This window comes from uncultured Chloroflexus sp. (assembly GCF_937951745.1).
GTDB lineage: Bacteria > Chloroflexota > Chloroflexia > Chloroflexales > Chloroflexaceae > Chloroflexus.
The window spans coordinates 1-23,708 of the sequence record NZ_CALFBQ010000029.1; the positions used below are offsets into that span (position 1 = coordinate 1).

Below are 23,708 nucleotides of genomic sequence, written 5' to 3' on the forward strand. Positions count from 1 at the left end.
GGCGGGACAGAGGAAGGCAACGCGGCGGGGCGGGGGCGGCGACGGGACAGAGGGAGGCGACGCGGCGGGGCGGGGACGGCGACGGGACAGAGGGAGGCGACGCGGCGGGGCGGGGGCGGCGACGGGACAGAGGGAGGCAACGCGGCGGGGCGGGGGCGGCGACGGGACAGAGGGAGGCAATGCGGCGGGGCGGGGGCGGCGACGGGACAGCAGGTCAGAACGTAAGGCACCAGTAGGGGCACAGCATCGCTGTGCCCTCGGTACCGGATTGAATCATTAAATCCACCGTCACACCGTGCGTTGTTCCCAGGGGAACACAGCAAATGGCACCCTTGTTGTCTACGACGACGAGAGCAAAATGATGACCGTTGTCTTGTTATCAGCAGTCGAAATGGTAATCGCTGCACTGCGTCCGTCTTTGGTGAATGAGAGTTGGAAGGTACCACCGTACTCCACTTCTTCCCCGGCCTTCCAGCCCTTAGCAGCCATTTCTGTTCTGTAAAAGGCTGCTATATTCGCCGCCGATTCGGTTGTCTCAAAGCTGATCAGATTACCCATTCGCAACTGATTGCTGACATTAGGCGGTAGCGGAATGTCAGCGCCGGTGGCTTGCTGTTGCGCACATACCTCGGGCAAGGTGATAGTGGCATTGCCGGGAAGCTTAGTGACGTTGTACTCCCAGCGCAGGTTGCTGAGCGCGCCGGGCAACGGCAACGGTGCGCCGCTTTCGTCGAGCGCATTATCAGTAATAGTGCCGGTGAGTTCGCCGATGTGGCGCACAACCACTGCCGGATTGGATGATACCCAGATCTCACCGTTGGCTTGCCCCTGATAGCCAAGCGTTTGTTCAGTTAAATTGAAGGTGTAGCGATCAGTGGTAAAGCCGTTGACCTGTACGCCGCGTTCAGCGAGCCGGGCATCGTTCAGGTCGCCAATCAGCGAATCAGGGGTCAAGATACTGCCGGCGAACATGTCGCTGCCGGTCATGTTTAGGCAGTTCCGATCAGTGCCGCTCTCGACATACTGGTATGCTTGGTCGCCTATTTGTATGTAGATGAGGCGCGAAAATCCTGTATCTGGTGAATCAGACTCAATGGTGAGGCTGCGATTGCCATTTTGCAGCCAGATTTCGAGGAAGGTCAGTTTGATCGGTTCATCGGCTTGGCCCTCGGTCTTCAGCAAACCGTTAATCTTCATCTCGACCTGCACATTGCCAAGCGCCGTAAAGTCGGTCTCAGTGCTGGTAACCGGCGGGCGTTCAGTTACACCTCCCGCAGCAGCGGTTGGCTCGGTTGCCGTCGTTGGCGCTGCGGTAGCTGCTGGATTTGCCGCTACCGTTGGGCGGGGTGTGCGGGTCGGCGGGGCTTCCGTGGTTGGTGTTGGTGAAGAATTGCTGGCTGTGCCGCCGCCACAGGCGGCGAGCAGCGCCACGAGGGCAATGCTGAGCAGAGTTAAGATGCTGCGGGTGGTGATCATCGGAAGTTGCTCCCCACTAATCGCGATCTGAAGCGTAGTTGACGTTTGTCACTGTAGCATGCGAGAGAGGGTCTCACAAGGGAGATTGGATGAAGATTTTGTCAGGTTTGGGTTGGAGCGATGCGGTGAAGTGAGATAGTGCTGGTCCGCTTATGTACCTAGTCTAGGCGGCTTGCAGGTCTTTCTATCAGTGTCGAAGGCTTCCTAGCAACTGACGCCAAGCGTTGCAAGAGGTATAAAGTGATAAGCAGCGGGTGACAACTCATTGTCGGCAAGCCCATACCACCGCCTGCAACAATCGCTCCGCAGTATCATCCCAACACGGCAAGCCAGCAGCGTGTTGCCGAGCCGCGGCGCTGAGGCGCGCGCGCAGGGCAGGATCAGTGGTGATGGCGCGCAACGCTGCGGCTAGCGCCGCTTCATCGTCGGGCGGCACGAGCAGGCCGCCATTGCCTACCAGCGCTGGCACTGGCCCTACCGCGCCAGCAATCACTGGCAAGCCGCAGGCCAGCGCCTCGGCGAAGACCAAGCCGTAGCCTTCAAAGCGTGAGGGAAGGGCAAAGACGCTGGCGCGCGCGTAGAGGTTTGCTAACGCATCGTCATCAAGCGTGCCGCGTACACTGACTTGGGCCGGGCAGCTACGCACCGCTTGCCAAACTTCGGCGGCATAGGCTGGATCAGCATTAGTCTCGCCGATCAGGTCCAATCGCCAATCGTGAATCGCGGCTTGCCCCCATGCCCGCACCAAGTGAGCCAGATTCTTACGCGGGATCCATTGCCCAACCGCGATCACCAGCGGCTCGCGTGGCATACCTGCCGGCAAGCGAGCCAACAGACGGTCGTATCCACCCGATGCAACGAAGACCCGCGCCGGATCGGCGCCGCGGGCAATGAGCGTCGCAGCGCCGTCATCACTCACTGCGACGAGCGCATCGGCATGCAGCAGGGCCTGTTCCCATTCCTGTTCTCGCGAATCGCTCGCCCCGGCTACTGCCGGCAATTCGTGGATCAGCGCAATCAGCGGACGCTGCGCGCGCCACTGATCGAGCCATGGCGCAACCACGGCCCGTGCTAGGGCATCAACCAGCAGCGCGTCGTAGCGTTCAGCGACCACTCGTGTCCCGGCTAGCGGCGCAGCCGCCAATTGCCCGGCGACATCCGCCGGACCTAACGCGATTTCGTCAACACGGTGGCCCTGCGCGCGCCAGCGCCAGAAGACTTCGCGGTGGTAGAGGTAGCCGCCAGTGAGCCGGTTCGGATCGCCAACGGTGAGAAAGGCGAGGTGTAGGTTCATAGTGTCCATTTGTTAACCACAGAGGGTGCAGAGAACGCTAAGATCTTATCAGCCTCTCTCGCATCTACGAAGTGCGGGCCGCCGACCCGCATGCGATCGCAGCGCGTAAAGAGCGCAGGCCGCCAGCCCGCACGCGATCTCAGTGCATCAGGACGCGGGTCGCCGGCTCGTAGGCTATTTCCGCTGAGTACGCCCCTCCTCATTCTAACGTACTGCTATACGCCGCATACGCCTGCGGATTTTCCCAAATCCGAACCGTCAACGTGGTGAGACCGGTCCCGCGCAGCGCAGCGGCGATGCGTTCCCAACAGTAGTGAGCGACATTCTCGGCGGTCGTGTTCACGTCACGCAACCCTTCGATGGTGCCCAAATCACGGTAATGCAGATCGGCCACAATCGCGTTGACCGCCTCGTGCAGGCGGGTAATGTCGAAGAGTGTGCCGTCGGGTTGCAAGTGCGGGCCAGTCACGATCGCCTCCAGCCGGTAGGTGTGGCCATGCATCCGGGTGGCCGGCCCGAAGTTGCCTTCAAGCCGATGGGCAGCTTCAAATTGGGCATTGACGCCGATTTCGTACATGGAGGTACTCCTGTCTTGGATAATGGCCAGTTGATGCGATAGCGTGCTGCTGCATTTCGTTGTCGTGGAAAGTTAGCACCTTATCTCACAGCCTGCTTTATTTGTCAAGGTCTTGTCTATGTTTCGGGCAAGCGGAATGTGCGCTATCGTAGACGCCGAGGGCGCACAGAGTTTTAACGAAAGGGCGCAGAGGTCGCATAAAACCCTTTGCGTCCTCTGCACCTTCACCCTCTGCATACTCGGCATTCGCTGCGGTAAACCGCTTGCCCCCCCCTTCCCTCAGCGGGGAGCGGCGGGAGAGGGGCAAGATGGTGTGTAGGCCAACGGGCTGATGTTATTGCGAGGGTATGCAGCGTCCGCCGCAATCTCCTGCGCAAGCGCCTAGGATGTCTATTTGGTATAATCGCTGCGTTGCGCCTAGCAATCAGTTAGGCAGTCTCGCATCTAGCACAAGGCTATTGCTATGCGTCTCCTAGGCGCGATCTTTCTACTCTTCTGCGGTTTCTATCTGCTCACGATGAGCGGCCATACCTATTCAGCCGATGAAGAAACGATGCTCGCGGTGACTCGCAGCCTTATTGAGCGGGGTGATGTGGCTGTATTAGTGGAAGACGGCGCTCCGGTTGCCGCGTTACGTCCCGGTCGCAATGAGCAACCCTATTCACCGTATGGCCTTCTCCCTTCTCTGCTCGCCATCCCGTTCCATCGCCTTGGCGAGTTGATTGCTCCTATCGGCCGCTCGGCTGACTTTGCAACCCGTTTCACTGTGACGATGCTCAATAGTTTCGTCACTGCTGCAACATGCGCTGTATTGGCTCGCTGGGCTTGGCAGCTTGGGGCATCAACGCTATGGGCTGCTATACTTGCGTTGCTCTATGGGTTGGCAACTTTCGCATGGCCGTATGCTCGTACTTTCTTTTCTGAACCACTGGCCGGATTGCTGATCCTGATCGCTGCCGAGCGTGCTTATGCGGCATGGCGGTATCTCAGACCGCCTGCCCGCTGGACTTCCTTCCTTATCTCTGGCTTAGCAGCAGGTTTCTTGCTAACGACACGGATCGCGGCCGGTGTCGTGCTGCCAATCATTAGTGGGTATGTCTTATGGGAAGCGTGGCGCCGTTCGTTAGACGAGACGAGTGCGTTGCAGTTCACCGGTTCTGCTCGCAGGATCAGGTGTGTTGTCAATACCGCCGGTGCTCTAACCCTGTGGATTATCGGCACAATTCCCGGTCTGTTGCTCTTTATGTGGTACAACCTTGCTCGGTTTGACACACCGCTTGCTTCCGGCTATGCGAGTGAGGCATACACGTTCACTACACCGTTACAAGAGGGTCTCATCGGTCTGTTATTCAGTTCCGGCAAGAGTGTATTTCTCTTTGCGCCGCCGATCTTGTTGGCGCTACCGGGCGGGATCGCACTCTGGCGGCGGGGTGAACGGACGGTTGTGCTGTTTATGCTTGGACTGTTCGGGTCACATGTAGTGTTGTATGCATGCTGGGGACAGTGGCCGGGTGGAGGTGTGTGGGGGCCACGTTTTCTGCTTCCCGTGGTAGCGCCGCTCGTTGTTCTCGGGGCCGGTGTGTTTCTACGTGAGGCGCTGCAACCGGCTGTCACGTACCGGCGTGTAGCGCTGGCCGTTCTCACCGGACTCCTCGGTTTTGCCGGCAATTTGGGTGGCGTGCTGTTGAATTTTGATACGTATGTTGTGCTGTATCCAGCCGAGGAGCAGTTCTACCAACCGGCTGCTTCTCCTCTTGTTGGCCATTGGCGGTTACTGGTCGAGCGCTGGCAGCGTTATGGTGCAGCGCCGCCGGTATGTCACTTAGGTGACGGCCTGTACGCCACCGAAGCAACGGATGGAGCGATCTTTCCTCGGCGTACCGGTGCGCACGGTATCGTGAATTGTACCACGGTGGAGGGTGCTCGGCTCAGGTTTATCCTCGATGACCGACGTCCACACTCGGCGCCTACAAGCGGGGTACGGTTTCGTCTCAATGGGTATGATTTGGGGCGTCAGCCACAGGGGCAGCGACGGGTGTACAACATCCTTATCGAACCCGGGCACGTGCGTCTAGAGATTATCGCTCGGCCATGGAACCCGCTCACGGCAGGTTTTAGTGATCGGAATGATCCGCTCGGCCCGATCATCGTCTCGTTTCAAGGCGTTACGATTGGTGAAACGACGCTGAACGTGGTTGACACCGCAATTGCACCACTGCCCAAACATCCGTTGCCGCGTTGGGCATGGTATTACGATCCGCCGAACCAACACCTTGTTGATCACTGGGCGTGGTACCTGCCCCGCTCTGAGTTGACTGACCTCGCTGCGCAGAGATTGGCAATGCTGGTTGTCTGCTTGGGAGTTGGCTCGGTAACCGGCGGTCTTGTGCTCATTGTTGGCGCTTTCAGACAGCAACCGACACGGGTTGCATAGGGCTATGAATTGATACGGTTGGCGGTGGATACGCGCTGAGCGAATACATTGACGTGCAGCGAGACGCTCCTCTTTACAAGCCATCTGATTGCACCCAATCATTGCCTCGTCCCTCGCGAATGACCGGCAAGTTATCAAGCTATGCCAGAGAACGTCCAATCACTAACTCATACATTGTCGCATGATGAGTGTTTTTTCATTGGCACGAGTCGCATCTTAAATCCATGCGCTCGGACCAGTTCTTTTACTTCTTCTTCATTGTACGTGAGCAACACATTGCCACGTACCTGCTGACAAAGATCAAACAGGCGCTGGTGTTCAATCTGATGATGGCGGTAGAGTCGTTTGCCGGCTCACTTGCCACCGGCTGTATAGGGTTATAGGGCAAGATAGGGGTAACTGGTGGCGAATAGTAATCTATCGGTTGCTGTGTAGTCTCAAGGGGGTGTTCGCAAAGATGACGCTTGCTGCGTTACGTGAATACTTCGACTGACCCCCCCATTGTATGTTTTTTACATCTCAATCGTACTCAAACGCTATCTGGATCAATCCTGCCGGTGATATATCGAGCAACGCATAAGCATCTGCTGCTTGCGCGAGCCGGAAACGGTGACTGACCAACTCAGCGAGTCGAAGTTGGGGAAGCAACTCCATCACTGTCGCCGTTCGGCGGGCGTAGTCCCAACGGGGCAGGGTTTCCGGCGCTAGCCAGCCTACCTGCGATGAGCGCACGCGCACTCGCCCGCGGTGGAAATGGCCGCCGAGCGTGAGTGTGACCGGTTTTTGCCCATACCACGAGGCCACTACCACTAGCCCTTCAACGGCTACCGCGTCAATAGCCTGTTGCAACGCCGCTGGCGCGCCGCTCACCTCGATGGCGATGTCAGCTCCCTTTCCGCCGGTCAGTTCAACAATCGCTGCCGGGTCGGCGTGGGCCAGTGTGATCGCGCCAAAGCGTTCTGCCAGCTCGCGCCGGTACGGGTCGGGGTCAATCGCAATCACGCGCGCGCCGGTGCGGAGCAAGAGCTGCGTCACCAGCAACCCCACCACGCCTTGCCCCAGCACCGCCACCGTTTCGCCCAGCCGCGGCGCGGCGTCGTGGCAGATGGTGAGCGCCGTCTCGACATTAGCGTAAAATCCGCCCAATGCTGGATCGAGGTTGGCCGGCAGCCGCTTGACCAGATGTGCCGGCAGAGTAAAGACGCTCTGGTGAGGGTGTAAGGCGGCGACTGCATCGCCGATGTTGAGACCGTCTACGCCGGGGCCAACATCGATCACCCGTCCGGCAATCGCGTAGCCGTATTTGATCGGGAAGGCGAAGCTGCCGCTGAGCGTCGGCAGGTCAAGGGGCAATGTCGGGTCGATCTGACCGCGATACACTAGCCGTTCAGTTCCATGGCTGATCAACGAGGCAATGGCAGCTACCCGCACCTCGCCGGCTGCCGGCGGTGGTGCAGTTTCGCGGCGTACCACTACGGTGCGCGGTGCAGTAACCCAGATAGCATCGGCGGGCATTGATGCGCTCGCTAAGGAGTGTTCAGTATTCAATCTGCCCCTCCACCACCACATCAGCGCCGTAGGTTGTCCACGTTGCGTTGCGCACCTTGATCGCCTGACCGAGCGCTGTAATGCCGAGATCGCCGATCGCTGCCGGCCCCGCGCCGAGAATCAGCGGTGCGATAGTGATGGCGACGGCATCGGCTAAACGTGCGCGCAACAGGCTGGTCAGCAGTCGTGCGCCGCCTTCAACCATCACGCTGGCAATGCCGCACTCACCAAGTGCGACCAGCAGCGCCGCCAGATCGACTCTGCCGTCTGGTGTTGCCGGGAAGCTCAGCACCGTCGCGCCACACGCCCGCAACGCTTCGCACCGTTTGGTTGGCGCTGCGTCAGTGCAGGCAATCACTGTGCCACGCGCTGCGCCATCACGGATCACCGCTGCGGTCGGCGGTGTGCGCAGCGTGCTATCGACGATCACCCGCAGTGGATTGCGCCCGTCCACTAGCCGTACTGTCAAACGTGGGTCGTCGCGCAATACTGTGCCAATACCGACCATGATCGCGTCGTGGGCAGCGCGGACGCTATGGCAGAAGCGTAACGATTCGGATCCGCTGATCCACTGCGAGCTGCCATCAACTGCCGCCACTCGTCCGTCGAGTGTTTGGGCAAAGCTGAGGGTGACTCGTGGTCGGTTCATCGTCGGCGTACAATCTCAACTACTGATCCGGCGAGGATGGTATCGCCGAGCCGCACGCCCGGTTTCGTCACCCGCACCGCCACTGCGCGGATCTGTGGATGGTCATTGAGCACTGCTGTTGCAATCCGTTCGGCAACCGCTTCGGTCAATTGCAACGCCGGCCCGCAGACAATCTCGCGCACGCGCTCGTGAATCTGGCTGTAGTCAACCGTTTGACCAAGGTCATCGTTTGCACCGGCGGTACGCAGATCGAGTTCTACTGCCACGTCAACCACAAACCGCTGGCCAAGCCGGTTTTCTTCCGGGCGGGTGCCGTGATAGCCGATGAATTGCATCCCGCTCAAGATGATCCGGTCGTGGCCGATTCCCCAATCACTCATTATCACGATCCTTTTCTACCGCCAACCCATACATTAGCGGGATCGCCGGCACATCGGGCGGCGCGTGCCACCGGCGGCCTTCTCCTTGTACCATCCGCTCGAATGGTCGTTCGCCATTGGTATAGGTGTATTCATGGAGTTCACAGAGTCGTAGTCCGGCCTGTGCGAGGGCAGTGACAACCTCGCCAATTCCCCAGCGGTAGAGGATGCATGGCTCTGGGTTGGCAAAATCGCGTACACCGGGCAGGAATCCAGATGGCGACAACCCGCCTTCAGCCGTGCCGACGTAATCGCCGACTCCCGGCAGGGTTAATTGCTCGCCGCCTTGCGGGTAATTGTAAGCCAGCCGCCAATCGGCGCTAAACATATTCGAGGCCGGGTGAAACTCCATCAGCGCAAACCGCCCGCCGGGAGCGAGCATGCGGGCGATGCCGGCGGCGAAGGAATTGAGATCGCGCAGCCAGCAGATCACGCCGTAACCAGCGTAGATGCGATCAAAGTGCAGACCATCTGCTACCGCCGTCGCCAAGTATTCGTAGATATCAGCCTGCACAAACGTGGCCGGAATGCCACTCGCCGCGCTCAGCTCCCGCGCATAGGCAATCGCGGCGTCGCTAAGGTCAACGCCGGTAACAATCGCTCCCTGCGCTGCCAGCGAGAGGCTATCGGCCCCGGTATTGCAGAGCAGGTGCAGCAGCCGGCAACCGCGAATCTCGCCAAGCAGCGCCATCTCTTCCGGGAACAACGTCGAACCGCCATGACGCAAAAAGGCCGCCTCATCGGCGCGATGGCTGGTATGGGCCGGCACCACCGCATTCCACGAGCGGCGATTTTGTTCGGTGATCGGGTCGGGTATCATCGGTCTGTGCTCAATAATAGTGGGTATCTTCGTCTTCATCAACGCCGAAAAACTTCAACCATTCCTCAATCTCAGCCTTGCTCAGCGGGCGATCGGCGCGTTTATCGCGGGCATTGACGCGCGGCTGATCAAGAGCTTGCAAGCGACGGGCAAACTCTTGCGCCGAAATAACCGAAATGCCGCGCACTTGCGCTTCGCCGACGATAGCCCGGTCTGAGGAAACGACCAACCACTCTTCCCGCCGGCGAATAGCCCGAATCTGCCGGATAAGTTCGTGATCGGCGGTTTGCGGCGGTTTGGCGAAGCGCGTCTCAACCCCGTAGCCGTTCAGATTCTGCGGGTGGCCGTACACGCCCCCGTCGAAGACGACCACAAGCTTACGGCCACGCTTGCGCGCAGCGTAACGGCGAAGTTTGGCAACCAACTTCGCCTCGTCGTCGGGATCGCTCAATTCGATGTCGGGCATCTGGCCAATCAGGTTGTGACCGTCGATTAAAATAGGCATGTCTCTATTGTACCTGATATGTGGCTTGCGCTGCTGGTGTTTGATTGCGTGTCGGTTTGCATTGCGAGGGTACGGAGCGCCCGCCGTAATCCCCTGCTCTAGCGAGAACGAACGCTGAGGAATTGGGTCGCTTCGCTCGCAATAACAAGCGGAGCACGATAGCATGCAATGACAAAGGGATACCATACATGCTGCCCCATCCTAACTCATATCTCGTTGCGCCGCGCTTCCTTGCCGGCGAATATCCTGCTCACACTGCGGCTGATGCTGCTCGTCTTGAGCGGTATGTCACGGTTGGCGTCACGTGCTTTATCGATCTGACAGAACCCGAAGAAGCGTGGGCTTACGCCGCTGCGCTGCCGTCTCTTGTGTGGCATCTTCGCTTTCCTATCCCCGATCTTGGTCTGCCGGAGTCGCCGGCCGTGATGAACGCGATCCTTGACGCGATTGACCAAGCGCGTGATCGCGGCGCGACCGTCTATCTTCATTGTCGCGGCGGGATTGGCCGCACTGGCATGGCAGTGGGGTGTTGGTTGGTGCGTCACGGCCACACCGGTGATTCGGCGTTGGCAACATTGGCGCGCCTGTGGCAAACTGTCGCTAAAGCCGCCGTTCATCCCCATAGTCCCGAGACGCCGGCGCAGGTCGCGTATGTGCGGAACTGGGCGACGTTGCAACTCTCACTGCCGGCAAAGCGTCGGATGCAGTGAAGTGCATAACGCGAGGGGGATGAACGATGCGTATAACTGATCTGCCGATCGGGCCGGAACGTCCGGTCGAGCGCCGCATCGGCCGGCGATTGTTGGGGATTGCTCTGATCCTCGGCGGGCTGAGCTGGTTGTTGTTTGAACTGTTGAGCCGGGGCACGATTGCTGGGATTGATCTGAATCTTGCCCGTTCTGATAGCGCGCAAACCATTCCAGCGCAACGATTCACAGTGGCGCGAGTTGAAGTGAGCGGCATGAACGATCAGGTCATAGTGAACGGTACGACCGGCGAAGAAGTGATCGTCAGTGGCTCGCGGCTGGGGTTTGGCTGGGCGGCGAACGCGGCTGCCGATGCTGCCGCCCAAATTGATGTACATATCGAGCAGCGCGGCGATACCCTCTACATTAATGTCAATCATCAACCATGGGCGCCATGGAGCTTTGGCCGTAACCCGTATGCCCGCCTTGAGCTAGCCTTGCCGCCTGATGTGACGTTCAACATTTCACTTGTGTCGGGTGATGTGACGCTGCGCCAGACCGCAGCGAGCGGAACGATCAGCACAATGAGCGGTGATGTTATCGCCGACGGTGCGCGCGGCCAACTGACTATCAATACGACGAGCGGTGATCTCGATCTGCGCGATTATCGCGGCTTAGTGCGGGTGACGACCGTAAGTGGTGATCTCACCGCTACTGGCCAGCTTGATGATGTGAGAGTACAAACGACCAGCGGTGACGTAACGCTGCGCGGTGCGCTGGGCACAATCCAGATCACGACTGTCTCTGGCAATGTCAATATCGAAACGGATGAGCCGGTTCGGTTGGAGGTGAGTACCACCAACGGTAAGATATCGTTTACCGGTCGTTTGTTGGCTGCACCGCAGCAGTTGAATACTATTTCCGGTGATATTGACCTTACCCTGCAATCATTGACCAATGCTCATCTGGTATTCAGCACCGTTAGCGGACGAATCAATGTGCCTGATCCTCTTGCAGCGCAGGTTGTCAATCGACGTTCACTGACGATGAGGATCGGTGAGGGTGGGGCCGACCTGAATGTAACATCAACGTCGGGCGACATCACCGTGCGGTTTCGTTCACCATAGGAGAGACGTAGCAGTGCTACGTCTCTCCTTGCAAAATCTGTGCAAAATATATGCAAACGTGGTATGCTGATGATGAGCAAACCACGTTTGTGTTATGCAGCACTTATCATGGAGTATTCATAGATGGCAACTATGCACCCAAAGACAAGCGTACCGTCTACACGCCGATTTGAAATTCGCGAAGAATACCGCAACGGCCCTGACGGCCCAATGCGGGCATGGATCTCATCGCCCCAACAAGGCTTGCCAGTGTTGTTGATCCACGGCTACGGTGCGTTAATCGATCATTGGCGCCCGGTGATGCGGCCGATTGCCGGTGAACACACCCTCTACGCAATTGATCTCTACTACTTCGGCTATTCTGCCCGTCCTGAAGGGCGGCCCAGCCGCGAGCGATGGGCGGCGCAGGCGGCGGCGTTCATCCGCGATACTATTGGCCAGCCTGCCGTGGTGGTCGGCCACTCGATGGGTGGCGTCGTTAGCGCCCAACTCGCCCGCTCCTACCCCGATCTAGTCAAGGCACTCATACTGGTCAATAGTTCAGGTGCCCAGTTGCAGGCCCGCCCGCTCAGTCCCATTGACCGGCTCATGCTTGATGCGATTGGCGCGCCTTTGATCGGTGAAGCGTTAGCCGGTGTCTTTGGTAATCGCTGGGGCGTGCGGCAAGGCTTGCTCTCAGCCTACCATCGCAAAGAGTGTGTGACGCCGGAGTTGGTGGAGACGTTTAGCGGCCCGTTGCGTCGCTATGGCGCCGGTTCGTACCTCAAGGTCAGTCGTGAATTTGCCAATCTCGTGCTCGATCTCACGCCGGGCGAAATTCAGATGCCCACGCTGCTGATCTGGGGGGCGGAAGACCAGTCGATTCCGCCGGCGCATGCCGAGATTATCAAGCAACGTATGATTCCGCATGCCGAGATCAAGATCATTTCCGATAGCGGTCATTGTCCCTTCGACGAGACCCCGCAGGAGTTTCTCGACATCTTGCTGCCGTGGTTACGGCAATTGCCCGCCTAATGTTGGATCCGTCGTCGTTGTTACGGCGACGACGGATCCCACTGGTTCATCATCGCCTGCGCTGCATTGCGAAAATATTCGGCCATCACGCTGCGAGCCGGTTCCGGCACGCCAGCTTCATCGAGCGCAGCCAGCATATGTTCGAGCCACGCATCGCGTTCGGTTGGCCCAATTGGGAACGGCGCGTGCCGCATCCGCAATCGTGGGTGGCCGCGCCGTTCGCTATAGGTACGCGGGCCGCCAAAATATTGCATTAGAAAGAGCCGTTGGTGCTCTTTGCCCGGCTCAAGATCTGCTGGGAACATGGGGCGAAGGCGCGGGTCAGCCTCCACCCGCGCATAGAAGCTATCAACAATCCGGCGGAAGGTGGGTTCGCCACCGATCTGCTCATAAATGGTTGGTGCGCTCATAGGAATGCCTGCACTACATGATCATCGCTGTTGCGCCGTCGCCGGCGCTGTTTTTATGCTACCATAAGTCCAGTGGTTCGTCCGTATTCTAGATCATTCTGGAGAGCCACAAACGACTGCCGGGGCGAACCCGGCCCGAAAGCGTTTCCCGATGAAGTGCGGCAGTCAAACTGCTGCACTCCATATCAGACACCAGCCGCTATGACCTACCCCACCCTGTCTATCGCTACTGAACGTCTGCGGCTCACCGTGCTGGCCGCCGGCGGGCCGCGCATTCTCGGCTTACAGCTTGACGGCGGCCCCAACCTCTTGGCCGAAACACCGGCGGCGCGTTGGGCAACACCGTGGGGCGAGTTTGCCTTACTCGGTGGCCACCGGCTCTGGCATGCCCCTGAAGCCTTTCCGCGCAGCTATTGGCCCGATCTCGATGGCCCCGCCGCCGAGCCGGTAGCAGGCGGCATCGTCTTGCGCAGCGCCGTTGATCCGGGCGGGATTGCCAAAACGATTACAATCACACTTGATCCAGTGCAACCGCGCGTGCATCTGTGCCACACCCTGACTAATCACGGCCTGTGGCCGGTGGAATTGGCACCGTGGGCAATCACCCAACTGGCGCCGGGCGGGGTAGCGATATTGCCGCTGCATAATGAACAGCCGCTGGCGAATCCACTCGTGCCTGATCGCCAGATTGCCCTATGGCCCTACACCCCGTTACCCGACCCGCGGCTCCACCTCACTGCCGACTACATCCTCATCAACACCTCGTTAAGCGGCCCACCGGCCAAGATCGGCGCGCATAGCCAAGCCGGTTGGTTAGCCTATCTGCATCACGGTGTGGTGTTTCTCAAGCAGGTTGCCTATCATCCTGATCAAACCTACCCTGATCGCAACAGTAACCTCGAAATCTACTATGACCAAGGCTGTACCGAATTAGAAACGCTTGCGCCATTGCAGCGCTTAGATCCCGGCGCTGTCGTCACGCACAATGAGGTATGGCTCGTAGCGCCATGGCCAAGCCACATAGATCGCGAAGATCTTTTCAAAACCCTCGCCAAAATGGCGGCGGAGCTGGTATAATAACGGCCACGGTACAGAGTAATAGCAGATATGAGATGGGCAGCCAGCCAGAGCGCGATGTTGTTTGTGGTGTGATGGCGATTGCTTCGTTGCAAATCATACCACGAGAAATATTGCTCTCCAGTGAGAAGAAACTGAGCGACTGAGCCGTTATATTGCAAGAAAGAGCTATGCTGCACTGCTCCAACACAAGCGCGATAAAGCGCTGTACATCATCAGAATGCGGTAAGGTTGTGATCTCTTTCTGATACATATGAGCAACATTTGTTGACACTTGCCGATATTCGTGCTACTATTGCGGTACAGGCCAAAATCAGCCGAATAGTCGCAGGTTTTGGCTTTTAAGCAAAAACTCCATGTGGTATTCGATCGTAACCTCTGGACGCCGCCACGGCGGCGGTCGATGACAGCCGAGCAGTAAGCTCCTGGAAAGGCCCTGATGCGCACTCTGATCTTCACCGGAAAAGGCGGCGTTGGCAAAACAAGCGTCGCGGCAGCAACGGCCCTCCGGGCTGCGGATCGTGGCTTAAAGACGTTGGTGATGAGCACCGATCCAGCCCACTCGCTGGCCGACTCGCTCGATCTCGAGGGGCCGCTCGGCCCTGAACCCGTTCGGATCACCAAGAACCTTGACGCGCTCGAAGTCAGCATTTACCACGACATCGAGAGCAATTGGGGCATCGTGCGCGAACACTTCGCTCAGCTCATGGCCGAGCAGGGCGTGCAGGGCATTTTAGCCGATGAGATGAGCGTCTTGCCGGGCATGGAGGAGGCGTTCCCACTCATTCGGATCAAGAAGCACAAGGAGCGCGGTGATTACGATCTGCTCGTGATCGACTGCGCGCCGACCGGAGAGACGCTGCGGCTGCTCTCAGCGCCCGAAACGTTTAAGTGGGCGATTAATATGCTGCGTGGTGCCGAGCGGTTTGTGATCAAACCGATCCTCCGCCCGATGAGCAAGATTAATCCGACCCTCAATAAGATGGTTGCGCCGCCGGAGGTGTACGAGGCGGTTGATGATATGTTCCGCCAGTTGGAGGGCGTGACGGCGACGCTGGCGAATCCGCTTGAGACTTCGATCCGGCTGGTGATGAATCCCGAAAAGATGGTGATCAAAGAGAGCCAGCGAGCGTTGACCTACCTGTCGATGTATGGTATGACCGTCGATATGGTGGTGGTCAACAAGATCCTTCCGCTTGATCAAGACAGCGGCTATCTGAACCACTGGCGCGATGTGCAACAGCGCTACCTGCAAGATGTCGAGCACTCCTTTGTGCCGTTGCCCATCCGGCGGGTACCGTACTACCCCGAAGAGGTGGTGGGGCTTGAGAAGTTGCGCCAGATGGGTGACGATATCTATGGCGACATGGATCCGACCGCTGTGCTCTACGATCGCGCGCCGCTCGATATTTCCAAGGTCGGCGATAAGTACTATCGAGTGAAGATCCGGTTGCCTTTCGCCGACGTTTCCCAGCTCGATCTGTATCAGAACGGTGATGAGTTGGTGGTGCAGATCGGTGATTTCCGGCGGGTGTTGACGCTGCCGACTAGTCTAGCCGGCCTCGAAGCCGGTCAGGCGGAGATGGAGGGTGAGTGGTTGAGCGTACCCTTCATGGCGCCGCAGATGGCGTCGCGCTAAGGCAGCTTGATGGTGGGGTTTCTCGGAGGCATGCCTCCGGTGACCTAAATATGGGGAGTTCGCATTGTTAAGGAGGTGTGTGCATGGCGACGAGAGGCTGGTTCTCGGAGTCGTCGGCGCAAGTGGCGCAGATCGGCGACATTATGTTCCAAGGCCACTGGCAGTGGGTCTCGAATGCGCTGCAAGCCACCGCGGCCGCGGTTGACAACATCAACCGCAATGCTTACCCGGGCGTGTCCCGGAGCGGCTCGGGCGAGAGCGGCTTCAGCAGCAGCTCGAGCAACGGCTTCCGTCCGAAGCGCATCCGCTCGCGCTTCAACCGCTAGGTTGGCGGGCAGGCGTGAGGTGCGCTGCTCGCCACCTCACGCCGATCCCTTGGGAGCGTTATGATTAACCTGCTCTATTACAGCCATACTACCGTTCCAGCTCACCTCGAAGAGATTACGCGGCTTGATGTGCTCGATCCTGATGAGCAGGTGCTAGTCGCGGTTGATGGCGTGCTGCTCGATCAGCAGGGGCGCCGGCTGAGCGGCCCCACGCTGCACGACTATTGCCTGATTACCGATTTGCGGGTGGTGTTGTGGGCCCGTGATTATGGGCGCCACCTGTGTTTTGCATTTCCGTTGAGCGAATTGACCTTGATCGATGGCCGGGGAATCGATCCGATTCACGGGATGGTGACGCTCGGCTTTAGCGCGCCTGATGCCGAAGCGCAAGTCTTCACGCTCACGCTGGTGCCGCAAGCGTATGTGCCGGCGTTGATGATCTTGTTGCGCACAGCGGCTGAAACAGCGCGTGCGGCGTTGGCTGCCGGCATGGATGCCCGCCAAGCGGCGCCTGAGGTGATGACAGCACTTGGTGCCGCAATTTATGGTTCCGAAGATGCGTTGCGTCCCGATGAAATGCCCTATCGTTGGCCCGGCGGTGCGCCACGCACGCCGGCGACGCCAAATGCGCCCTTTGTAGTTGACCCGGCAAATTTGCCGCCTAATCAAATCTTTACTGCCGGCCGTCTCGCCCGTTCAGCGTGGGATACCCTGCGCCGCACGTTGCGTGAGGCAGATTTACCGTTTGACTTGAGTCCGGCAAGTATCCGTGAATTGACCGAAGCCATCCGTGCTGTTAATGACTTAGTCCAAACTGTCACCAGTAATCCTGCTGCCCAGCAGATGGCGATGGCGTTTTTAAACCGCCAAGCGGCTACGCGCCAAGCCCAAGCTGAACCAGCGGGGTCGCCGGTCGTCGAGCCACCGGTGACGGAGCCGTCTCCCGCGCCGCCGGCTGGGCCGCGTTATCACGAAATACCGTTGCGTCGACGTACTCCGGCGCCGCCAGAAACGCCAGCGTCGCAGCCGTCAGCGCCAATCCCGCTGACCAAGCGGGCGTCATCCATCGAGATGCCGGATCGGCGTGAAATTCCGCTCCGCCGCCGGAGCACGCCGGTTCGCCGCGCGCCACTCACAGCGTTGAGCGGTTCGGGTGATGCCGATCACGATCAAGCATAGCTGTTGGTAGCATTGGCGGTCGCAACCGCCCTAAGGAGCAGGTATGAGCCCATTTCTCGGTGTCAATGTGAGCATGGCGAGCGTCGAGGAATTGCGCCAGCGCGATTTGCTGGAGGAAGGCGAGACGCTGCTTGCTCTCTTCGATGGTACGTTGCTCGATGAGAATCGCCGCCGGGTTGGCGGTCTTGCGCTGGCTGATTTTGTCGCGTTGACCGACCGCCGGCTGATTCTGTGGGCGCGCGGCTTCTTTAACGATACCGTCGATGGTTTTCCTTGGAGCGATGTTGATGTGGTGCGCGCCGAGACATGGGATCCGTGGCATGGTCGCGTCAGCCTTGCGCTGCGCATTCCGGCAACGCCACCACGCAAGCGCCGCGTTGCGCTCGGCGAGGTGCAAGACCCCGGCCAACCTGAGCGGGTGATTGTGAATACGCTCGATTACATGCCGGCGGAAGATGTTGATATGCTGGCCAAAATGGTGGCATGGGTCGGTGACCAAGTGTTGGCCGGTGTCAGCGGGGAAGAATTGGTGAAGGCCTTTGAGGCTGAGTTCCCAGCCGTGGAACGCAAGCCCCTGCCGCCGTTCTTTATGAGCGAACCGGCTCCGCCGCCGATGCCGGAACCAGAGCCGAAGAAGCCGGCCAAGAAGCCATGGTGGAAGTTTGGCGCTGCCAAGGAGGAAGAAGAGCCTGCTCCCGCTTCACCGAGCAATCTGATCGCTGCTTACGAGAGCCAGCGGGGCGGTGCTCCGGCTGGTGTGACGCCGGCGCCGGTCGGCCCATTGCCAACGTTACCCGAACAACCCAATATGTACGAGGTGAGTCGGTCGTTGCGCTTGATGCTTGAGGTGCCACGCGGGTTGGCGCGCGGTCTGCGGCGGGCGAGCGAGATCATGAGCGGCGCGACCGAGTTGCTGAACAATATGCAAGATCCGCGCGTGCGCCGTAATGCGATGCGTGGCATCTATTATGCTGCTGCCCAGCAAGAGGCGGAGGGCGGGCCATTGGCTCCTGTGGGGCCGGTGGTGCGCGCTGCTGTCCGGTTTGCTGAACCAACCGAACCACAGTCAGGCGCCGAGCAGCCGGTGCAGCGCCGGATTGCGGTGCGAGCCACGGTACGGCAAGCAACGCCTTCGCCGGCGGCGGCTGAACCGGCGGCATCGCCGGCGCCTGAAACCGCCGGCCCGCAACCGGTGCGCCGCGCCATTAGTGTGCGCCGGGTCGAACCGCCGGTCGAGGAGACTGGCTCGTCGATGCCGGTGCGCCGCGTGGTGGTCAATCGCACCGACCGCCCTGCCGCAGTTAGTGGCAGCGGCGCCGGTACGTCGGCGCGTGAACCGCTCAATGGCCGATCGGATGATGAGCCGGAAGCGCAGTGATCGAACGTGGGCGGGGAATAAGGTTGCAGCAGGCGAATGAGGCACTATGACGCGAGTCATTATCTATTCCGGTAAGGGCGGTACTGGTAAGACGACGCTCTCGGCGGCGACAGCAGTGATTCTGGCGCAGTCTGGCCGCCGCACACTGGTGCTCTCGAGCGATCCGGCTCACTCGCTGGCCGATGTGATGGGGATACCGATCAGCCGCGATCGGCCAACACCGCTGGCTCCCCATCTCTATGGTCTCGAAGTGGATACGATCTATGAGTGGCGCCAGAATCTGGGTGGCTTTCAGCAGTTCGTGACAGCGACCTATTCGGCTCGTGGTATTGAACGCTCAACGGCTGCTGAACTGGCCAATCAGCCCGGTCTTGATGAAATCCTCGCGTTGCAACGGGTGATGGATGAAGCGCAGAGCGGTCGTTGGGATGCGATTGTGCTTGATACCGCGCCGACCGGCAATACGTTGCGCTTGTTGGCCTACCCCGAAATGATCATCGGCGGTGAAGCTGGAAAGCGGTTATTCCGCGTCTATCGCGGGATCGCGAATGTCGCCCGCCCGTTCCGGCGTGATTTGCCCGATGACCGCTTCTTTGAAGAGGTGGGCAAGCTGCTCGAACGGATGGATCAACTGGCCAACTTTTTGGTCAGTTCGGCGGTTTCGGTGCGGTTGGTGCTGAATCCGGAGCGCTTGCCGTTGCTTGAGACACGCCGTGCCTATACCTTCCTAAGCCTGTATGGCCTGCAACTCGATGCGGTGCTGGTGAATAAGATTTTGCCACACCGCACTGATCTTGGCCCGTACTTTGATTACTGGGTCAACCTCCAGCAGCAGTATCTGGCTGAGATTGAGGCGAGCTTTGCGCCGACGCCAATCTTCCGTACCGTGTTGCAAGGTGGTGAACCGATCGGAGTTGATGCGCTGTTGCACGTTGGCCGGCTGACCTTCGGCGATGTCGATCCGGGGGCGCTGCTCTACGATGAACGGCCGATCTGGCTCGAGCAGTGGAGCGAAGATGGCGAACCCGGCCAATATGATCTCTGTTTGCGGTTGCCGTTCCTTGATGTCGGTGAGTCGATCGAAGTAAGCCATAGCGGTCCCGATTTGACCATTACGGTCGGGCGGATCGAGCGCACAATTGCCTTGCCACGGGTGTTGTACGATTGTGTCCTCGGTGAACATCGCTATGAAGATGGCGTCTTGCGGCTGGCCTTCTACGAGGCTAGCGCTGCCCGCGCCAGCGGCAAACAGCAAGTTGAGGCGGCCTAACGTGATTGCTACCGCCTCTCCGTTGTCTATTCCGGTTGCATTGTGCACCGGTTGCGAGCACTCTGCATGCGCACGCTGATCTTTACTGCCTATCATCAACTCCAACAGAGCGCGGCTGCGCTCGCGACGGCTTGCCACGCCGCTCGGCGTGGGTATCGTACCTTGGTGGCTTCGAGTGGCCCCAGCCATCTGCTCGGCCATCTGCTTTACCAAGTGCTTGGTTCACGCCCGCTGGAACTTGAGCCGAACCTCGCGGCGATGGAGATTCATCCCCACGAGGAGGTTGCCCGCCGTTGGGAGCAAGTGCGTCCGTCGCTGCGCAGCGGGCTGGTGGCCCGCCTGCGCGATCTTGGTCCTGATGAGCTGCCGGCCTTCCCCGGCATTGATGCGGTGGCGGTGATGTTGGTCGCCGAACGTGCCCGGCAATCTGGTCGGTTCGATCTGTTGATTCTCGATGGCCCGTCACCTGACGCTCTCATCCGGGCGTTGACGTTGCCTGATGTGCTGCGCTGGGCAGTGCGCCTGATCTTCGGCCTTGATCGCGGTCCCGGTAAGTCGCGTGCGTCGCAAGAGCAGGCAATGATTCCGGCAGCGATCGTGGCGCCTAGCGCGACTGCGCCCTTGCAAGAGTTACGAATTGAGCTTGAGCAACAACGCGCTCGCCTCGAAACCGAGAGCGGGGCGCGGGTGCGGATGGTGGCGTTGCCGCCAGAGTTGCGCTTGCCGCCGCTGCGTGCGGCGTTAACCGCCTTTGGTCTGTTCGGGTTAGCTAGCGATGAAGTGATTGTGAATGGCCAGCCCGACCAAGTCGATGACGAAAGCCGCCACGATTTCAGCCACGAGACCAGCCGGGCGCGTCCGTTGTTGCGGGTTGGTCAGCTTGAGCTGACGCCGGCTGATCGCGATACGTGGGCTTTGCGCGGAGCGGCGCTCTACCGTGATGGTGACATCTTCACTGTCGAACCGCCGCGTCCGGTGAGTAATGAGCGTGATCTGCGCCTGCTGATCCCTTTCCTCGATGCCAAATCGCTCGATATTGCAGTGGCAAGCGAAGAGGTTGTCGTCCAACTCGGCCAGTTGCGCCGGCATGTGTTATTGCCGGGGTTGGTTGATGGCGGTCGCTTACGGGCGCGGGTCGAGGGTGAATTGTTGCGGTTGTGGGTAGAGTAGCGAAGGGGGGCGCCTATGTCAGTGCTTGCCCAGCCGATCCCGATCGATCGACCGCCGGCGCGACCGATCGATGCGCCGCCAACGGCCAAGTATATTGAGTATGTCAATGAGGTGGCGACACGCCTTGCCGGCAAGTTGAGTGCCCGTGAACGGCGCCGGCTGGAAGGTGAACGCGCGCTCTTGGCCCGCGCCCGCTTTATCGAGCTGAACGGCGTTGTGCATCACTATCAAGATGTCGGGCCGCTCGATGGCGAACCGTTGCTGCTCATCCACGGCTGGGATTGTTCGTCGTTTTGGTGGCATCACGTGATCGATCCACTAGCGCAAGCCGGTTACCGCGTGGTGAGCTACGATTTGAAAGGGCACGGCTTTTCTGATAGCGATCCGCGCCAAGATTATACCGTGGCCGGGTTTAGCGCCGATGTGCAGGCGTTGTCACGCGCACTGAATCTTGGTCCGGCCCACGTGGCTGCTTTCTCGCTCGGTGCGTTTATTGGGCTGCACGTGGCAGCCCACCAACCCGAATTAGTGCGCTCGCTGATCTTCTTTAACTTTAGCTTGCTGCCGTACAATAAGTTTGCTTCGCAGTTTGTGCCGCGCTTGCTCGATACCGTGTTTAACAGGGTGTTGCGCCCGATCGAGCGGCGTAATCTGTGGTGGCTGCCCTTTATCTATGCCCGGCTAGTGATGGCGCAGAATACCCCATCCATTAGCGATATTCGGCTCGGCACGCTCGGTTTGCGCTATTGCGATCCGGCAGCAGTGCGGGTATCGGCGACCGAATTGTCGCGCCCCGAGATTTTGGCCGCCGTGGCCGAGCAAGCCAAGACGATCCAGCAGCCGCTCTTGTTGGTGGCCGGCGCCAACGACCCGATCATGCGTCCGGCCGATGGGCGCAAATTGGTGGCGCTCGCCCCCAATAGTTCATTTTTGGAAGTGCCGAAGTGCGGTCATCTAATTTTGTTTGAATTGCCCGAGCACGTCATTCAAATTATGCGCCTCTTCTTGAAAGGCGTTCGCTAGGGAGGTCGGTGTATGCAGTTGTTGCTTCGTTCTGGCGGCCAACAAATGATCATCGATATGGAGCGGGCTGATGACCGCCCGCTGTCGGTCGGCCAGTATACCTACCGGCCCCGCCGATTGGCCGGCAAGGTGCGCCGGCTGGTCGCTAAGATGTGGCCTGATATGCCCTCGTCAGTGCTCGATGAGCGCCTGACCTTCGAGGCGCTGGATAACGGGCGCGAGACGGCGTGGGGCGATAGCGGCAGCTTTTCACCGCGCTCTGGTTCGACCGTGCTGCTTGGGCGCTGGGATGAAGACGGAAGTGTGGGGATTGCATTGCACGAGTTGGCCCATGAAATGCACCTGCGCCACGGTGGCTACGATGATAGCGATGGTGTGGTGCGCGAGGCGCTCGCGATGCTGGCTGAACGCGAAGCCGGTCTGCGCCGCACGTTTGAGCGCGAACCGTACCATTCAGCATGCCAGTTGATCGAACAACTCGAAGAGTTGCCGGCCTTTAGCCGGATGGCGTTCAGCAAGCGGTGGGCCGAGGTGGTCAGCGTGACGTCGGCGGCTGGGTTAGCCGATCTGATTAATTACTATCTGGATCGCAGCGAGCGGTTGGGGTTAGCGCGTTGGCTTGATCGCCTGACGAAAAATGTTGATGTGCGGGATCAATTGTTAGCCCGCTTGGCGAGCACATCGCTGCGTTACAGCCTAGATCTGCGTCGCCACCTGATTAAAAAGTTGGTGCGGTGCAAACCGGAAACGCCGGTGGAGCAACTCATGTATGTCCTTGATTCAATCGCTACGCTTGATCGGCGCTATCCAAATGATGATCTTGAGCGCATTATCAATTTCTGTTTCGCGCCGTATGTGCCGCAGCGTCGCCGTCTCTTCGCTTTTGGCTCGTGATAGAGAGGAGCGCGTATGAATCGCTTCGAAGAAGAAAACCCGACTGTTCGTTGGATGCCCGGATTTGCGCGCCGGTGGTTTGGTCTGAGTAATGAAGACCCCCGTCGCAGTATCGATGCACGGTATCAGTGGATGCCCAATTGGTTGAAGCGTTTGTTGAATTTGGATGACACGCCAGTGCCGTATGCTGGCGAAGCGGAGCCGGCTGCGCCGAGCCGGCCATCGTATGGCTATCCGCCGCCGTCGGGTTCGTATACGCCCGGTGCGGCATCATACACGCCCGGCACGCCCTCGTTTACGCCGCGCAGCTTTGCTCCAGCAACCTATCGGCCGGCCAGCGAGGAGGTGCCTGCCACGCCAGCCCGCCTGAGCCTCGCCGGTGATGAGTTGCCGCCTGATGTGCAGCCAATCGGATATCTGCTGCGTTCGTATGCGCGCGGGGCCTTGCCGCCGCAGGGGCTTGAGGCCTTTACCCGCGAGGTGCGCACGACGACTGAGAAGGTGCTGAACTTCTACGGTCATTGGATTCGCTTCCAGACCGAGGAGCTGGTTCGCATCGGTTGTGACCTGTTTAATGCCGCAGTTGATGCCTTGCCCGGCGAGAAGACCAAGCAACAGCCGCAGACGATCCGGCGGATTAAGGTGGTCGCTGATAACGGCAATGGTAATGATGTCGCTTCTGCTGCGGTGGCGCCGGCCCAATCAATGCCATCGACGGTTCCTCCAGCCGCCGAAACGCCAGTGGCTACGGATGAGCCTAAGTCTCGTTCCGAAGACAAAGATAAAGAGTAGA

The 23,708-nt window shown here is 59.4% G+C and carries 24 protein-coding genes; 15 read left to right on the forward strand and 9 right to left on the reverse strand.

The genetic code is table 11. The features are described 5' to 3' along the window. Nucleotides 1-339: 339 nt before the first annotated feature. The 3 genes from Q1A59_RS07675 to Q1A59_RS07685 all read right to left on the reverse strand — a co-directional run bounded on the left by Q1A59_RS07675 (nucleotide 340) and on the right by Q1A59_RS07685 (nucleotide 3,347). A complete protein-coding gene (locus tag Q1A59_RS07675) occupies nucleotides 340-1,476 on the reverse strand; it encodes a hypothetical protein (protein ID WP_299644712.1) in 1,137 nt (378 codons plus the stop codon). 262 nt (nucleotides 1,477-1,738) lie between these two features. Continuing rightward, on the reverse strand, nucleotides 1,739-2,770 hold the full coding sequence (locus Q1A59_RS07680) for a glycosyltransferase family 4 protein (protein WP_298406483.1): 1,032 nt from the start codon (nucleotides 2,768-2,770) through the stop codon (nucleotides 1,739-1,741). Between the two features lie 199 nt (nucleotides 2,771-2,969). Then, nucleotides 2,970-3,347 (reverse strand): 6-carboxytetrahydropterin synthase, encoded by a 378-nt coding sequence (locus Q1A59_RS07685; protein ID WP_298406485.1) that lies wholly within the window; start codon nucleotides 3,345-3,347, stop codon nucleotides 2,970-2,972. A 463-nt stretch (nucleotides 3,348-3,810) separates the two neighbouring features. Here Q1A59_RS07685 and Q1A59_RS07690 point away from each other — a divergent pair, with 463 nt between their 5' ends. Next, entirely contained in the window at nucleotides 3,811-5,781 is a 1,971-nt protein-coding gene (locus tag Q1A59_RS07690; RefSeq protein ID WP_299644716.1) for a hypothetical protein, read from the forward strand. A gap of 224 nt (nucleotides 5,782-6,005) precedes the next feature. Continuing rightward, the gene (locus Q1A59_RS07695; RefSeq protein WP_298405802.1) at nucleotides 6,006-6,164 is read left to right on the forward strand and encodes a hypothetical protein; all 159 of its coding nucleotides are present in this window, start codon (nucleotides 6,006-6,008) and stop codon (nucleotides 6,162-6,164) included. 136 nt (nucleotides 6,165-6,300) lie between these two features. Here Q1A59_RS07695 and Q1A59_RS07700 read toward each other — a convergent pair whose 3' ends face one another. From Q1A59_RS07700 to Q1A59_RS07720, 5 genes are read right to left on the reverse strand one after another with little or no spacing between them, the layout of a single operon-like run. Further along, a complete protein-coding gene (locus Q1A59_RS07700; RefSeq protein ID WP_298405800.1) occupies nucleotides 6,301-7,296 on the reverse strand; it encodes a zinc-binding alcohol dehydrogenase in 996 nt (331 codons plus the stop codon). 22 nt (nucleotides 7,297-7,318) lie between these two features. After that, nucleotides 7,319-7,978, reverse strand: a complete 660-nt coding sequence (locus Q1A59_RS07705) for a RibD family protein (protein WP_298405798.1) — start codon at nucleotides 7,976-7,978, stop codon at nucleotides 7,319-7,321. Then, nucleotides 7,975-8,358, reverse strand: a complete 384-nt coding sequence (folB, locus tag Q1A59_RS07710) for a dihydroneopterin aldolase (protein WP_298405796.1) — start codon at nucleotides 8,356-8,358, stop codon at nucleotides 7,975-7,977. The genes Q1A59_RS07705 and folB overlap by 4 nt, the downstream gene beginning before the upstream one ends. Next, the gene (locus Q1A59_RS07715; protein ID WP_366144830.1) at nucleotides 8,351-9,214 is read right to left on the reverse strand and encodes a class I SAM-dependent methyltransferase; all 864 of its coding nucleotides are present in this window, start codon (nucleotides 9,212-9,214) and stop codon (nucleotides 8,351-8,353) included. Before Q1A59_RS07715 ends, folB begins: the two co-directional genes overlap by 8 nt. Before the next feature lie 13 nt (nucleotides 9,215-9,227). Further along, nucleotides 9,228-9,722, reverse strand: a complete 495-nt coding sequence (locus tag Q1A59_RS07720; protein WP_298405792.1) for an NYN domain-containing protein — start codon at nucleotides 9,720-9,722, stop codon at nucleotides 9,228-9,230. Nucleotides 9,723-9,910: 188 nt separating this feature from the next. Here Q1A59_RS07720 and Q1A59_RS07725 point away from each other — a divergent pair, with 188 nt between their 5' ends. The 3 genes from Q1A59_RS07725 to Q1A59_RS07735 all read left to right on the forward strand — a co-directional run bounded on the left by Q1A59_RS07725 (nucleotide 9,911) and on the right by Q1A59_RS07735 (nucleotide 12,549). Beyond that, complete coding sequence (locus Q1A59_RS07725; protein WP_298405790.1) at nucleotides 9,911-10,432, forward strand: fused DSP-PTPase phosphatase/NAD kinase-like protein; 522 nt, start codon at nucleotides 9,911-9,913, stop codon at nucleotides 10,430-10,432. A gap of 26 nt (nucleotides 10,433-10,458) precedes the next feature. Continuing rightward, a complete protein-coding gene (locus Q1A59_RS07730) occupies nucleotides 10,459-11,535 on the forward strand; it encodes a DUF4097 family beta strand repeat-containing protein (protein ID WP_298405788.1) in 1,077 nt (358 codons plus the stop codon). A 123-nt stretch (nucleotides 11,536-11,658) separates the two neighbouring features. Next, on the forward strand, nucleotides 11,659-12,549 hold the full coding sequence (locus tag Q1A59_RS07735) for an alpha/beta fold hydrolase (protein ID WP_298403865.1): 891 nt from the start codon (nucleotides 11,659-11,661) through the stop codon (nucleotides 12,547-12,549). A gap of 20 nt (nucleotides 12,550-12,569) precedes the next feature. Here the strand turns inward: Q1A59_RS07735 and Q1A59_RS07740 are convergent, their stop codons facing one another. After that, the gene (locus tag Q1A59_RS07740; protein WP_298403868.1) at nucleotides 12,570-12,959 is read right to left on the reverse strand and encodes a globin; all 390 of its coding nucleotides are present in this window, start codon (nucleotides 12,957-12,959) and stop codon (nucleotides 12,570-12,572) included. Nucleotides 12,960-13,160: 201 nt separating this feature from the next. On the opposite strand from Q1A59_RS07740, the gene Q1A59_RS07745 reads away from it, so the two are divergent. The 10 genes from Q1A59_RS07745 (at nucleotide 13,161) to Q1A59_RS07790 (ending at nucleotide 23,707) form a co-directional block, all read left to right on the forward strand. Beyond that, a complete protein-coding gene (locus Q1A59_RS07745) occupies nucleotides 13,161-14,036 on the forward strand; it encodes a hypothetical protein (protein WP_298403871.1) in 876 nt (291 codons plus the stop codon). A gap of 439 nt (nucleotides 14,037-14,475) precedes the next feature. Then, nucleotides 14,476-15,675 (forward strand): ArsA family ATPase, encoded by a 1,200-nt coding sequence (locus tag Q1A59_RS07750; protein WP_298403874.1) that lies wholly within the window; start codon nucleotides 14,476-14,478, stop codon nucleotides 15,673-15,675. Between the two features lie 83 nt (nucleotides 15,676-15,758). Next, nucleotides 15,759-16,001, forward strand: a complete 243-nt coding sequence (locus tag Q1A59_RS07755) for a bacteriochlorophyll c-binding family protein (protein ID WP_066783739.1) — start codon at nucleotides 15,759-15,761, stop codon at nucleotides 15,999-16,001. A gap of 60 nt (nucleotides 16,002-16,061) precedes the next feature. After that, complete coding sequence (locus tag Q1A59_RS07760; RefSeq protein ID WP_298403881.1) at nucleotides 16,062-17,180, forward strand: hypothetical protein; 1,119 nt, start codon at nucleotides 16,062-16,064, stop codon at nucleotides 17,178-17,180. 43 nt (nucleotides 17,181-17,223) lie between these two features. Continuing rightward, complete coding sequence (locus Q1A59_RS07765) at nucleotides 17,224-18,558, forward strand: hypothetical protein (protein ID WP_299644726.1); 1,335 nt, start codon at nucleotides 17,224-17,226, stop codon at nucleotides 18,556-18,558. A 46-nt stretch (nucleotides 18,559-18,604) separates the two neighbouring features. Continuing rightward, entirely contained in the window at nucleotides 18,605-19,828 is a 1,224-nt protein-coding gene (locus tag Q1A59_RS07770; RefSeq protein WP_298403888.1) for an ArsA family ATPase, read from the forward strand. A gap of 66 nt (nucleotides 19,829-19,894) precedes the next feature. Beyond that, the gene (locus tag Q1A59_RS07775; protein WP_298403891.1) at nucleotides 19,895-20,998 is read left to right on the forward strand and encodes an ArsA-related P-loop ATPase; all 1,104 of its coding nucleotides are present in this window, start codon (nucleotides 19,895-19,897) and stop codon (nucleotides 20,996-20,998) included. Between the two features lie 15 nt (nucleotides 20,999-21,013). Next, nucleotides 21,014-22,021, forward strand: coding sequence for an alpha/beta fold hydrolase (locus Q1A59_RS07780; protein WP_298403894.1), 1,008 nt, complete (start codon nucleotides 21,014-21,016; stop codon nucleotides 22,019-22,021). A 12-nt stretch (nucleotides 22,022-22,033) separates the two neighbouring features. Further along, the gene (locus Q1A59_RS07785; protein WP_066783726.1) at nucleotides 22,034-22,915 is read left to right on the forward strand and encodes a hypothetical protein; all 882 of its coding nucleotides are present in this window, start codon (nucleotides 22,034-22,036) and stop codon (nucleotides 22,913-22,915) included. A 15-nt stretch (nucleotides 22,916-22,930) separates the two neighbouring features. After that, nucleotides 22,931-23,707: a hypothetical protein gene (locus Q1A59_RS07790; protein ID WP_299644731.1), complete on the forward strand. Its 777-nt coding sequence runs from the start codon at nucleotides 22,931-22,933 to the stop codon at nucleotides 23,705-23,707. Nucleotide 23,708: the final 1 nt, after the last annotated feature.